The 13,392-nt window shown below is 63.5% G+C and carries 11 protein-coding genes; 9 read left to right on the top strand and 2 right to left on the bottom strand.

Annotated elements, in window-relative coordinates; genetic code table 11:
- Window positions 1-30 precede the first annotated feature (30 nt).
- From AB4097_RS03915 to lpxB, 9 genes are all read left to right on the top strand, one after another.
- On the top strand, window positions 31-816 hold the full coding sequence (locus AB4097_RS03915) for a phosphatidate cytidylyltransferase (RefSeq protein WP_442037299.1): 786 nt from the start codon (window positions 31-33) through the stop codon (window positions 814-816).
- Window positions 817-822: 6 nt separating this feature from the next.
- Window positions 823-2,004, top strand: coding sequence for a 1-deoxy-D-xylulose-5-phosphate reductoisomerase (dxr, locus tag AB4097_RS03910; RefSeq protein ID WP_442037298.1), 1,182 nt, complete (start codon window positions 823-825; stop codon window positions 2,002-2,004).
- Between the two features lie 20 nt (window positions 2,005-2,024).
- On the top strand, window positions 2,025-3,188 hold the full coding sequence (gene rseP, locus AB4097_RS03905) for an RIP metalloprotease RseP (RefSeq protein WP_442037297.1): 1,164 nt from the start codon (window positions 2,025-2,027) through the stop codon (window positions 3,186-3,188).
- Window positions 3,189-3,353: 165 nt separating this feature from the next.
- On the top strand, window positions 3,354-5,741 hold the full coding sequence (bamA, locus tag AB4097_RS03900; RefSeq protein WP_442037296.1) for an outer membrane protein assembly factor BamA: 2,388 nt from the start codon (window positions 3,354-3,356) through the stop codon (window positions 5,739-5,741).
- Window positions 5,742-5,779: 38 nt separating this feature from the next.
- Window positions 5,780-6,844 carry a UDP-3-O-(3-hydroxymyristoyl)glucosamine N-acyltransferase gene (gene lpxD, locus AB4097_RS03895; protein ID WP_442037295.1) on the top strand — a complete coding sequence of 355 codons (1,065 nt, stop codon included), beginning with the start codon at window positions 5,780-5,782 and terminating at the stop codon, window positions 6,842-6,844.
- 40 nt (window positions 6,845-6,884) lie between these two features.
- Complete coding sequence (gene fabZ, locus AB4097_RS03890) at window positions 6,885-7,349, top strand: 3-hydroxyacyl-ACP dehydratase FabZ (protein WP_442037294.1); 465 nt, start codon at window positions 6,885-6,887, stop codon at window positions 7,347-7,349.
- Window positions 7,346-8,158 carry an acyl-ACP--UDP-N-acetylglucosamine O-acyltransferase gene (gene lpxA / locus AB4097_RS03885; RefSeq protein WP_442037371.1) on the top strand — a complete coding sequence of 271 codons (813 nt, stop codon included), beginning with the start codon at window positions 7,346-7,348 and terminating at the stop codon, window positions 8,156-8,158. The genes fabZ and lpxA overlap by 4 nt, the downstream gene beginning before the upstream one ends.
- 115 nt (window positions 8,159-8,273) lie before the next feature.
- Complete coding sequence (locus tag AB4097_RS03880; RefSeq protein WP_442037293.1) at window positions 8,274-9,137, top strand: LpxI family protein; 864 nt, start codon at window positions 8,274-8,276, stop codon at window positions 9,135-9,137.
- Window positions 9,130-10,308, top strand: coding sequence for a lipid-A-disaccharide synthase (gene lpxB, locus AB4097_RS03875; RefSeq protein ID WP_442037292.1), 1,179 nt, complete (start codon window positions 9,130-9,132; stop codon window positions 10,306-10,308). Before AB4097_RS03880 ends, lpxB begins: the two co-directional genes overlap by 8 nt.
- Window positions 10,309-10,383: 75 nt before the next feature.
- On the opposite strand, the gene gltA is transcribed toward lpxB, so the two are convergent.
- Window positions 10,384-11,676 (bottom strand): citrate synthase, encoded by a 1,293-nt coding sequence (gene gltA / locus AB4097_RS03870; protein ID WP_442037291.1) that lies wholly within the window; start codon window positions 11,674-11,676, stop codon window positions 10,384-10,386.
- A gap of 174 nt (window positions 11,677-11,850) precedes the next feature.
- The gene (gene gltX, locus AB4097_RS03865; protein WP_442037290.1) at window positions 11,851-13,281 is read right to left on the bottom strand and encodes a glutamate--tRNA ligase; all 1,431 of its coding nucleotides are present in this window, start codon (window positions 13,279-13,281) and stop codon (window positions 11,851-11,853) included.
- Between the last annotated feature and the right edge of the window lie 111 nt (window positions 13,282-13,392).

Raw genomic sequence — 13,392 nt, 5'->3', positions numbered from 1 at the left:
CCAGCCGCGTCCAAGGAGCTGACGACCCGAGTGTTGTCCGCTCTCGTCATGGTCGCCATAGCCCTTTTCACGGCCTATTGGGGCGGTTGGCCCTTTGCTCTGTTCTGGCTGGCTGCCGGCATCGCGATCATGGTCGAATGGACCCGTATGACAGGGGTTGAGCCACGGCTGCTGGTGCAGGGCGTTCTCGCCGTCGGCCTTGGCGTCCTGGTAGCTCTTTTCCTATCGGAGGCGAAACTCGGGCTCTTTATCGCTGCGGGGCTGTCCTTCCTGGCTGCAGGCGCACTCCTGACGCGGGACGGCAGTGCCAAAATCTGGTCCGCAACGGGCTTTCTCTATGCATTGCCGATCGTCCTTGTTCCGCCAGTCGTGCGCGACCATCCTGAACTCGGCATCCTGGGCCTTTTGTGGATGTTCGCCGTCGTGTGGGCTACGGATATCGCCGCATATTTCACGGGTCGGACTTTCGGCGGTCCGAAGCTTTGTCCGCCGATCAGCCCGAAGAAGACGTGGTCCGGCTTCATAGGCGGGGTTGTCGCGGCTGCCCTGGGTGGGATGCTCGTCGCCTGGGCAGGGCAGAAATTCGGCCTGACTTTGCCGTTTGGCTTTCTCGGGACTGCTGTCATCTCCATCGTCGCGTCTGTCGCGAGCCAGGTCGGAGACCTTGGCGAGTCGGCTCTCAAGCGCCATTGCAACGTCAAGGATTCGAGCCATCTCATTCCAGGCCACGGCGGGGTGATGGATCGCCTGGATGGCTTCTGGGCCGTATGTCTTATCGTTGCGGCCGTTCTTTTGACGATTCATTTGACCTCATAGGCATTGATGACCCGTTCCCTTACGATTCTTGGAGCAACCGGTTCGATCGGCCGCTCCACGGCCGATGTCGTTCTCGCCCATCAGGGGGAGTTCCATGTAGAGGCTGTGGTCGGGGGACGCGATGCGGTTGCCCTCGCCGGTGTCGCACGGAGACTAGGCGCCAAGTTCGCCGCCCTGGCTGATGAGAACGGGGGCGAGACGCTCAGGGAAGCCTTGTCGGGAACAGGAATCGGGAGCGGTGCGGGGCCATCGGCCGTTCTCGAAGCTGCCGAGCGTGAGGCTGACATTGTCATGGCCGCCATCAGCGGCACGGCCGGCTTGGCTCCGACCCATGCGGCCCTGAAGCCGGGTCGCCGGATCGCCCTCGCCAACAAGGAAAGCCTCGTCAGCGCGGGGGCTGCCTTCATGGCCGATGCCCGGCGTCTCGGCGTCGAGGTCATGCCGGTGGATTCCGAGCATAACGCCCTCGACCATGCTCTTGCAGCGGGTTTGAGCAGGGATGTGGAAAAGGCGGTGATAACCGCCTCCGGCGGTCCTTTCCGCTCCTGGACGAGAGACGCCATCGCGCGGGCGAGCGCCAAGGAGGCATCGGCTCATCCGGTGTGGTCCATGGGATCGAAGATCAACATCGACTCGGCCACCTTGATGAACAAGGGCCTTGAACTGATCGAGGCGCACCACCTGTTCGACCTTGAGGAGGGCCGCCTCGACGTCCTGGTCCATCCTGAGGCCATCGTTCATGGTCTTGTGCAGTGGAGCGATGGGGCCGTGACGGCCGGGATTGCCCTTCCGGACATGAAGGTCCCTATCGCCAACGCCCTGCGGCACCAGGGGCGCCTGAGGATGGACCTGCCGCGTCTCGATCTCGCTGCGATTGGCCGATTAAGCTTCGAGAGGCCTGACGAAGAGCGGTTTCCATGCCTATCTCTGGCCAAAGCCGCATTGAGGGCCGGTGGGGCGATGCCCACGATCCTGAATGCAGCCAATGAGATCGCCGTTGAATTCTATATGGCAGGTCATATCAGGTTCTATGATATTTCAGAGATAGTTGAGCGCGTCTGCTCAACTTTCTCGGGAAGACGGATCTCCGCACCGGCGACCGTGGCGGATGCCCTCGGGATCGACCAGGAGGCCCGGCAAGTGACACGGCAGCTCATTCCGACCTATGCTGAAGCGACGCGGCTCTAGAGCGCGCGAAAGGGATGACGATGGACGTTCTTTCGACGATCAGCGGTGCGACAGGTTCCCTGTTCCTCACCCTGATCTCTTTCCTGGTGGTTCTCACGGTCGTCGTGTTCATCCACGAATTCGGCCATTTCTGGGTTGGGCGCCTCTGCGGCGTCGGCGTGACGGCCTTCTCGATCGGCTTTGGGCGTGAGCTGGTCGGATGGACGGACAGGAAGGGCACCCGCTGGAAGATCTGCGCGATTCCCCTGGGCGGCTACGTCAAGTTCGTCGGCGACCTCAATGCGGCGAGCGTTCCGGATCAGGATGAGCTCGACCGGATGCCGCCCGCGGAGCGGTCGATCAGTTTTCCCCACCAGAATGTCGCCAAGCGCGCCGCCATCGTGGCTGCCGGCCCCATCGCCAATTTCATCCTGGCGATCGCCATCTTCGCAGGCTTCAACTACTTCAGCGGCCGGCAGGTTCTCGAACCGAGGATCGAGGCCGTCCAGCCCGGAAGCGCGGCCGAGAAGGCCGGCTTTCTGTCGAAGGACCTGATTCTGACCGTCGACGGCAGGCAGATCGAGACGTTCGCCGACATGCAGCTGATCGTGAGCTCCAGCGCCGGCGAGCCCCTCGCGTTCACCGTGGAGCGTAACGGCCAGACCGTTACCCTTACGGCAACACCGAACCTGGTCGAAAGAACCAGTCCCTTCGGGAAGCAGCGCATCGGGCTTCTCGGGGTCGAGGCCTCGCGCGATCCGACGGCGATCAAGCGCCTGACCTATTCCCCTTGGGGAGCCGTCAAAGCGGCCGTAGGTGAAACCTGGAGTCTCGTCGAGCGGACCCTCAACTTCATCCGCCGTCTGGCCATAGGCAGGGAATCGACCGACCAGCTCTCCGGCCCCATCGGAATCGCCAGGGCCTCGGGAACGGCCTTCGACGTGGGCGGGGTGTACAGCCTGGTCAGCCTGATCGGGTTCATGTCGGTCTCGATCGGACTTATTAACCTTTTTCCCATTCCGTTGCTGGATGGCGGCCATCTTCTGTTCTATGCCATTGAGGCGGTTCGCGGGCGTCCTTTGAGCGAAAAAGCCCAGGAAATCGGCTTCAGGATAGGGTTTGCCCTGGTGGGGATGCTCATGCTGTTTGCCACCTGGAATGATCTTGTTCACCTTGGCACCAGTTTTCTGGCCCGGGGATCGTGACAAGGACGCCACGCTATTCAAAAATTGGTACTCTGTTGTGGATGTGCCGTTTGCAATAGCGGCGAAAGTTTGTACAAGCGGTCCACACAGATAAGGTTGGCGGCACTCGTCTCCAACCTGCGGGGCCTCCTCGCTAGGGACAGAATATAAAGAACGGGCCAGTTGATGATGTCGACGACCACGCCTCGCCGGAAAAAGCCGGCCACTACCGCCATTGTCGCGATCAGCGCGCTCATGGCTGGAATTACTGCCGCGGAGAGCGCCTTCGCGCAGCAGGTGGCGCCGGGGAATCGCCGTGCTTCGGCTTCGCAGGGACCTATCGTCAACCGCGTCGTCATCGAAGGTAACAAGCGGGTCGAGAAGGCTCTGATCGAGGACCAGCTTCAGGCACGGGCCCGCGCGCCCTACAATCAGGCCGCCGTCGATGCCGACGTTCAGCGAATCCTCGAGGTCTATCGCCGTTCGGGCCGTGGTCTTGCCCAAGTGACGCCCCGTCTGGTCGATCTGCCCAACGGGACGGTCGACGTGGTCTACACCATCAACGAGGGTGACAAGACCGGCGTGGCGGATATCCGCTTCGTCGGAAACAGTCAGGTTTCGTCCAGCCGCCTGCGCGGCATCATGCAGACCAGCGAGTCGAATATCCTCAGCTTCCTCAAGAGCAACGACGTCTACGATCCGGATCGTCTCTCGAACGATCTCGATCTCATTCGTCGGTACTACCTGAAGAACGGCTACGCCGATTATCAGCTCGTCTCCAGCGACGTTCAGTTCGATCCCAATGCCGGTGGCTACGTCATCACCATCACGGTGAACGAGGGTGAGCAGTACCGCTTCGGCAGCGTGGGTGTCGATCCTCGCCTCGCCGGTGTGGATCCCGAGGCTGTCCGCAGGGGCATCGCGACCTCCGAGGGCTCGGTCTACAACGCCGAGGCCGTCGAAAAGTCCGTTCAGGCTCTGACCACAAACGTGGCCCGTCAGGGCAATCCGTTTGCTCAGGTTCGTCCGGTCGGCACGCGTGATCCCTCGACCCGCACGGTCAACCTCTCCTACGTGATCGAGGAAGGTCCGCGGATCTACATCGAGCGCATCAACGTACGCGGCAACAGCCGTACCCGCGACTACGTGATCCGTCGCGAGTTCGAGCTCGGCGAGGGCGATGCCTACAACCAGGTTCTGGTCGATCGCGCCGAGCGTCGCCTGAACAACCTTGGCTATTTCAAGCGCGTCCGCATCTCGAACGAGCCAGGCTCCTCGGCCGACCGCGTGGTCGTGAACGTGGATGTGGAGGATCAGTCCACCGGTTCGTTCGCCATCTCGGGCGGTTACTCGACGGCTGACGGCTTCATCGGCGAAGTCTCGGTCACCGAGACCAACTTCCTCGGTCGTGGCCAGTTCGTTCGTCTCGCCGGCCAGCTCGGCCAGCGTGCCCACGGCGTCGACTTCTCCTTCACGGAGCCGTACTTCCTCGGCTACCGGATGGCGGCCGGTATCGACCTGTACTCGAAGTTCAGCGACCAGACCCGGTATTCCCGTTACGAAAACCGTATGACGGGCGGTACGCTGCGCCTCGGCCTTCCGATCACGGAAGAGTTCTCGGTCACGGCCCGCTACTCGCTCTTCCAGCAGTCGGTGGACATCCCGAACGACCTGAAGCAGCCCTATAACGACTGCACGGCGCCGATCCCCGGCTATACCGTGCTCAATCCCGGTGGAACGCCGAACCGCGCATTCTGCGAAGGCAACGGTGAAGCCTCTCTGGCGATCAAGGAATCGCAGGGCGACACCATTACGTCGCTTGCCGGCCTGACGTTCAACTACAACACCCTCGACAACACCCGCGATCCGCGCAACGGCTTCTACGCCGAAGTGAAGACGGACTTCGCCGGCCTCGGCGGCGACTCGCGCTACTTCCGCGTGACCGGCGATGCACGCTACTACCGCGAACTTTTCGAGGATGTGATCGGTATCGCTCGCGTCCAGGGCGGTCACATCATGGGCTTCGAGAACAACGATGGCGGCGACAACGGCGATCTGCGCATCGTCGACCACTTCTTCATGGGCCCGTCGCTGGTCCGCGGCTTCGCACCGAACGGCATCGGTCCGCGTGACATTTCGAGCCTCGACAGCCGCGCGAACGCCGTCGGCGGCACCACCTATTTCGGCGGTTCGCTCGAAATGCAGTTCCCGATCTGGGGTCTGCCGCGCGAGCTGGGCCTGAAGGGCGCCGTCTTCGCCGATGCCGGTACGCTGTTCGGCTACGAAGGTCCGACGAGGTTCGGCCTGAATGGCGGCTCCATCTTCGATCCCGCCGATGCCGGCGTCTGCGTACAGAATCCCAACGTGCCGCAGAACTGCATCAACGTTCTCGACAGCAAGGTGATCCGTTCGTCGATCGGCGCTTCGATCCTGTGGAGCTCGCCGCTCGGTCCGATCCGCTTCGACTACGCCTATGCGCTCACCAAGGAAGAGGGTGAACTCCTTCCGAACGGCACCCGGGTCGGTGAGGATCGCACCCAGGCCTTCCGGTTCACGGGCGGCACTCGTTTCTAATCGGGGAGGGCGCCCTTGGGCGCCCTCACTTATTTTTCATGACAGAATCCAATTTCTTTCCGCAAAACCAGGCGTTGACCTTGCGTCAGGTAGCGGAGATGGCGAATGCAACGCTCCCCGACGGCACCGACGGGGAGTTTTTGCTTAAGGGCGTTGCTCCTTTGGAGAGCGCCGGCCCCGGCGATCTCGCCTATATGGACAATCCGGCCTATGTGGGCGCCTTGGCTGCGACGCGGGCACGAGCCTGTCTCGTGACGCCGCGCTACTCCGCGAAGGTTCCTCCCCAGACGGTTGCGATTGTGACCCCGCAGGCCTACCGCGTCTTCGCGCAGGTGCTTGCAAACCTGTTTCCATCCGCCATGCGGCCGGAATCCTCGTTTGCATCCACAGGCATCTCGCCCGGATCGTTCGTTCACCCGTCCGCCCGGCTGGAGCATGGGGTGCGGGTCGATCCCGGCGCCGTCGTCGGCCCGCATGCGGAGATCGGGGCCGGGACCCTGATCGGTGCTCATTCCGTCATCGGGGCCCAGGTCAAGATCGGCCGTGATTGCTCGATCGCCGCCAATGTGACCGTCTCCCATGCCTTCATCGGCAACCGGGTCATCCTTCATCCGGGCGTGCGCATCGGGCAGGACGGGTTCGGGTTCGCCATGGGGCCGCAGGGGCACCTGAAGGTGCCGCAGGTCGGGCGGGTCATCATCCAGGACGACGTGGAGATCGGCGCCAACTCGACCGTGGATCGGGGCGCCAGCCGCGATACGGTGATCGGCGAAGGCACGAAGATCGACAACCTCGTCCAGATCGCCCACAATGTGGTGATCGGCCGCCATTGCGTGATCGTCGCCCAGGTCGGCATTGCCGGGTCCACGACGATCGAGGATTACGTGGCCCTCGGTGGCAAGGTTGCCGTGAAAGGGCACGTGCGGATCGGCATGGGAGCCCAGATCGCCGCCACCAGCGGCGTCAATGGCGATGTCCCTCCCGGCGCCCGGTGGGGCGGCACTCCCGCCCGCCCCATGCGCGACTGGTTCCGCGAGATCACGGCCCTGAAAAAGCTTGCATCCCGGACCGATTCCGCCAAAGACGACGATGCGTCTTCATAACGTTCGTTGAAGGCATTCACTACCGCCTGGAGTTCACGTCATGTCCGAAGCGCCCACCACGCTTCAAACCGCCGATATCATGGAGATCCTGGAGCTTCTCCCGCACCGGTATCCCTTCCTCCTGGTCGACAAGATCATCGAGATCGACGGCGACAAATCGTGCATCGGCATCAAGAATGTCACCTTCAATGAGCCGCAATTCACGGGCCATTTCCCGTCCCGGCCGATTTTCCCCGGCGTTTTCCTGATCGAAGCCATGGCTCAGACGGCTGGCGCCATCTGCGTCAAGGCGAAGATGGCCGAGCAGGCGAAGCCGAAGCAGGTATTTTTCATGACCATTGACAAGGTGAAGTTCCGCCGGCCGGTCGAGCCCGGAGACCGGGTCGAGTTTCACATGCGTAAGCTGAACAACCGCCGCAACATGTGGTGGTACAAGGGCGAAGCGAAGGTGGACGGCACCCTCGTCTGCGAAGCCGAAGTCAGTGCCATGCTGGTGCTCGAATAATGGAAACCGTGATTCATCCGACCGCCGTCATCGAGGACGGCGCGAAGATCGGCCAGGGTGTCAAAATCGGTCCTTTCTGCACGGTCGGACCCGAGGTCGAACTGGGCGAGGGCTGCCAGCTCATGAGCCATGTGGCTCTGGCCGGACGGACGAAGATTGGGCCACGGACGCGGATCTTCCCCTTCGCATCCATCGGCCATATCCCGCAGGACCTGAAGTACAAGGGCGAGGCCTCTACGCTCGAGATCGGCGCCGATTGCATGATCCGCGAAGGCGTGACCATGAACCCCGGCACGGAAGGCGGCGGCCTGCGCACAATCATCGGCGACCGTTGCGCCTTCCTGGCCAATTCCCATGTGGGCCACGACACGAAGGTCGGCAACGACTGCATCCTGTCCAACAACGTGATGCTGGCGGGCCATGTCACGGTCGGCGATTTCGTGATCTTCGGCGGCGGATCTGCCGTGATTCAATTCACCCGTGTCGGCTCCCACGCCTTCGTGGGCGGCATGTCGGGCCTGGAGAACGATCTCATTCCCTATGGCATGGCCATGGGCAACCGGGCGCATCTGGCTGGCCTCAACATCATCGGCCTTCGCCGCCGCAACTTCACCCGCGAGCAGATCCACGACATCCGCCGGGCCTATCGACTGCTCTTCGCCGACGAGGGCACGTTGGCCGAACGGGTCGAGGACGTGGCCGGCGAGTTCGACGATCATCCCTTCGTGCACGAGATTCTCGACTTCATCCGTGACCGCGGGGATCGCGCGATCTGCACGCCGCGGGATCCGGTCAGTTCGGCGAGCTAGCGCATCGTGCGGAAAAGTGGACCCGGTTTTCCGCGCCCAGCGATGCGCTCTTCAAAAGAAGGGAGCATCGGATGGATCCCAAAAGCGCACGTCCACTTTTGGGGCCGATGCTCTAATGCCTAAGGGCCCGATTGCGATTGTCGCCGGGGCCGGGCAACTTCCCATCCAACTCTTGGATCACCTGGAGCGGACGGGACAGGAGGTGCGGGTTCTGGCGTTTCGCGGCTTCGCGGAGGCCGAGCTTCAGCGCCGCGCCCATGCCACCGTCGATCTGCTCGACCTCAAGACCATCATGACCACCCTGGAAGGATGGCAGCCGCAGGCCGTCTCCCTCGTCGGTGCCGTGCGGCGTCCCGGGTTCTCGGCGCTCCTGAGTGCCTATTCGCTCCTGCGGAACATGCAGGAGGTGAAGGAGGTCATCACCCGGGGCGACGACCAGGTTCTCCGTGGGGCCGTCATGCTGCTGGAGGAGCGGGGCCACCGGGTCGTCGGCGCCCATGAACTCGCGCCCGATCTCGTGGCCTCACAGTCATTGAGCGGCAAGCTGACGCCCAATGCGGATGACCGGGAGGCCATCGCCGTCGGCCTCGATCTCCTCAAATCCCTGTCCGCGTTCGATATCGGCCAGGGGGCCGTCATTGCCCGGAGGCACGTTCTCGCGATCGAGGGCCCAGAAGGGACCGACCGGATGATCTGGCGGGTCATGAAGATGCGCCAGTCCTGGTTCGGCCTGCGGCGGCGCGAGGAGGGCGGGGTGCTCATCAAGGCCGCGAAGCGCGGCCAGGATCTGAGGGTCGACATGCCGACCATCGGCCCCCGCACCGTTTCCGAGGCCGCAAAGGCAGGCTTGTCCGGCATCGCCATCGGGGCGGGCTCCACCTTCGTGCTGGAGCAGGAGAAAACCCTGCGCACGGCGGACAGGCTCGGCCTGTTCCTTGTGGCCGTCGACCTGCCCTGGATGGAGGACTCCCTTGGCTGAGGAAAAGCCGCTCACAATCTGGATCGTCTCGGGCGAGGAATCGGGCGACCAGCTCGGTGCCAAGCTGATGCGGTCCCTGAAGGCGAGGCTGGGGAGCGGACGCCTGCGCTTCGGCGGGGTCGGCGGGCATGCGATGGAGCGGGAGGGCCTCAAAAGCCTGTTCCCGCTCGAAGAGATCGCCGTCATGGGCATTTCCGCGGTTATCGCGCAGCTGCCGTCGATCCTGAAGCGCATCAGGTTCACGGCCGATGCCGTGCTTGCCGCGAAGCCCGATCTTCTCGTCATCATCGACAGCCCGGATTTCACTCATCGGGTCGCCAAGGCGGTCCGGCAGCGGGCGCCGGGGATCCCCATCGTCGATTATGTCAGCCCCTCCGTCTGGGCCTGGAGACCCGGTCGCGCGCCGAAGATGCGGGTCTATGTGGATCATCTGCTGGCCCTCTTGCCCTTCGAGCCGGAGGCCCACAGGCGCCTCGGCGGCCCGCCGACCACCTATGTCGGCCATCCGCTGATTGAGCGGCTTAGCGAGATCAGGCCGGGGCCGGGTGAACGGGGAAACGGTTCTGCCGGCCCCATCAACCTGCTCGTCCTGCCGGGCAGCCGCCGGTCCGAAGTGAGCCGGCTGATGGAGCCGTTCGGCGAGGCCTTGGCGCTGCTGGCGGCCCGCTCGCCGCGCCCCTTCGAGGTCACGATCCCAGCGGTCCCGCATCTCGCGCAGGAGATCAGGACGCGGGCCGAATCCTGGAGCGTGAAGCCGAGGATCGTGGAGGGTGAGGCCGCGAAATGGGCGGCTTTTCGCGCTGCCGACACGGCGCTCGCCGCCTCCGGCACCGTGACCCTGGAGCTTGGGCTTTCCGGCGTGCCGATGGTCGTCGCCTATCGGGTGTCGAAGATCGAGGAAGTGCTGAAGTACCTCATCAAGGCTCCCTCCATCGTGCTGACCAATCTGGTCCTCGGCGAGAACGTCATCCCGGAGCTGATCCAGTGGGATTGCACGCCTGAAAAGCTCGCCGAGGCGCTTCTGCCGCTTCTCGGCGACACCCCCGAGCGGCAACGGCAGCTCGAAGCGTTCGGCAAGCTCGATAAGCTGATGAAGATCGGCGACGAGGTGCCCAGCGAGCGCGCGGCGCGGATCGTCGAAGAGGTGCTGAGGTCGAAGCTGCGCGACTGAGCGAACGATTCAGAATGGACAACAACGAAAAAGGGGCCTTTCGGCCCCTTTCCCATGTCAGCATATCTATTTGTCTTACCCGCGCTGGGCGACCGTCACGTAGTCGCGCTCTGTCTCGCCGGTGTAGAGCTGGCGCGGGCGGCCGATGCGCTGGGACGGGTCCTCGATCATCTCGCTCCACTGGGCGATCCAGCCGACCGTGCGGGCAAGCGCGAACAGCACCGTGAACATCGAGGTGGGGAAGCCCATCGCCTTGAGGGTGATGCCCGAATAGAAGTCGATGTTCGGGTAGAGCTTCTTATCGATGAAGTACTCGTCCTTCAGCGCGATCTGCTCGAGCTCCACGGCCACGTCGAGGAGCGGGTCGTCCTTGATGCCGAGTTCGTTGAGCACCTCGTGGGTGGTCTTCTGCATGATGCGGGCGCGCGGGTCGTAGTTTTTGTAGACCCGGTGGCCGAAGCCCATGAGGCGGAACGGATCGTTCTTGTCCTTCGCCTTGGCGATGTATTCCGGAATGCGGTCGGGCGTGCCGATCTCTTCCAGCATCTTCAGTGCCGCTTCGTTGGCGCCGCCATGGGCCGGTCCCCACAGGCAGGCGATGCCGGCCGCGATGCAGGCGAACGGGTTGGCGCCCGACGAGCCGGCGAGACGCACGGTCGAGGTCGAGGCGTTCTGCTCGTGGTCGGCATGCAGGATGAAGATCCGGTCGAGCGCCCGCGAGAGCACCGGGTTGACCTTGTATTCCTCGGCCGGCACCGCGAAGCACATGCGCAGGAAGTTGGACGTGTAGTCGAGCTCGTTCTGCGGATACACGAAGGGCTGGCCGATGGAGTACTTGTAGGCCATCGCGGCGAGCGTCGGCATCTTTGCGATCATGCGCATGGACGCGATCATGCGCTGGTGCGGATCGGAGATGTCGGTGGAATCGTGATAGAAGGCCGAGAGGGCGCCCACGGAGGCGACCATGATGGCCATCGGGTGCGCGTCGCGGCGGAAGCCGGTGAAGAACCGGTTCATCTGGTCGTGCACCATGGTGTGGCGCGTGACGCGGTAGTCGAAATCGGCCTTCTGGGCGGCGGTCGGCAGCTCTCCGTAGAGCAGCAGGTAGCAGGTCTCGAGGAAATCGCCGTGCTCGGCCAGCTGGTCAATCGGATAACCGCGATAGAGCAGGACGCCCTTGTCGCCGTCGATATAGGTGATCTTCGACTCGGTGGCGGCAGTCGAGGTGAAACCGGGATCGTAGGTGAACATCCCGGTCTGACCGTAGAGCTTCGAGATGTCGATGACGCTCGGGCCGATGGTGCCTTCTTTGACCGGCAGTTCCACGGACTTGTTGTCGACGGTAACGGTGCTGGTGTTGGAACTCATGCGTCATGGCCCTTTCAAAAAGGAGGCCGGGCAGAACCTAGTGCAACCGGTGGATCGGAGAAGGCCTCCGGGGCTGCGGAACCGAGGTTTGCCGGTCGGTCAGGAGGATAATGGCGCCTTGGGTAGCTTATCCGTGGGAACGGAGCAAGCACGTCTAAAGGCGAGAAACGCCTGCTATGCAGCAGGCGCAACCTTCGTTTGATCGCTCAGGCGCGACAGGGTTTCATCCTTGCCGAGAACCACCATCACGTCGAAGATTCCGGGCGAGGTGGCTCGCCCTGTCAGGGAGGCCCGGAGAGGCTGCGCGACCTGGCCGAGCTTCGCCCCGATGGTCTCGGCGTGCTCGCGCACGACCGCTTCCACGCTCTGGGCCGACCAGTCGGACAAGGCCTCGAGCTTCTCGGGAAGGCCGGCAAGGCGCGACCGGCCGTCCGCGATGAGGCTCGCGGCTTTCTCGTCCATGTGCAGTGGCCGCTGCGCATAGAGGTAGTACGCGCTGTCGAGGAGTTCCACGAGAGTCTTGGCGCGTTCCTTGAGGCCCGGCATGGCGGCGATCAGCTTCTGGCGCAGGGCCGGCTTGAACGTGCGTCCCAGATGATGCTCGTCCTTGTCGAGCTCCGGCAGCAGGTCCTCGAGGGCCTGCACCAGCCGCTCGTCGTCGGCCTGGCGCATGTAATGGCCGTTGATGTTCTCCAGCTTGGCGAAATCGAAGCGCGCCGGCGAACGGCCGATGCTGCCGAGATCGAAGGCGTCGATCATCTCTTGCGTGGAAAAGATCTCCTGGTCGCCGTGGCTCCAGCCGAGACGGACGAGATAGTTGCGCAAGGCCTCCGGAAGATAGCCCATGCTGCGATAGGCTTCGACACCCAGCGCCCCGTGGCGTTTCGAGAGCTTCGCTCCGTCGGGACCATGGATGAGCGGAATGTGGGCCATCTTCGGCACGTCCCAGCCGAGCGCCTGGTAGATCTGCGTCTGGCGTGCCGCATTGGTCAGGTGATCGTCGCCGCGAATGACGTGGGTCACGTCCATGTCGTGATCGTCCACCACGACGGCGAGCATGTAGGTGGGCGTGCCGTCCGAGCGCAGGAGAACGAGATCGTCGAGATCCTTGTTCTGCCACACCACGCGGCCCTGCACCTCGTCCTCGACCACGGTCTCGCCCTCGGTCGGCGCCTTGAGGCGGATGACGGGCTTGACACCCTCGGGAGCCTCGGACGGGTCGCGGTCGCGCCAGCGGCCGTCATAGCGCAGGGGACGGCCCTCTTTGCGGGCGGTCTCGCGTATCTCCTCCAGCTCCTGCTGGCTGGCATAGCAGTAATAGGCGCGGCCCTGCGCCAGGAGGCTCTCGGCGACCTCCTTGTGACGGGCCGCGCGGGAGAACTGATAGACCACGTCCCCGTCCCAATCGAGGCCGAGCCATTTCAGGCCGTCCAGAATGGCCGCGATGGCAGCGTCGGTGGAGCGTTCCCGATCCGTGTCTTCGATGCGCAGCAGCATCTTGCCCCCATGCCGCTTGGCATAGAGCCAGTTGAACAGCGCCGTGCGTCCTCCTCCGATATGCAGGAAGCCGGTGGGAGAGGGGGCGAAGCGGGTGACGACGGTCATCGCAGGAAACCTTGAGTGAAAACATGGGCCGCGCGGCTTTTCCATCCGCAGCGTCATCCGACTCAATCCACAGGGCGGTTTGGGCCGGAGCGTGCGGTCGTCTAGCATGGG

The sequence above is a fragment of the Microvirga sp. 2MCAF35 genome (assembly GCF_052115545.1).
Taxonomy (GTDB): domain Bacteria; phylum Pseudomonadota; class Alphaproteobacteria; order Rhizobiales; family Beijerinckiaceae; genus Microvirga.
The sequence above is the reverse complement of the archived record's forward strand: the minus strand, read 5'-3'. Positions and strand labels throughout refer to the sequence as shown.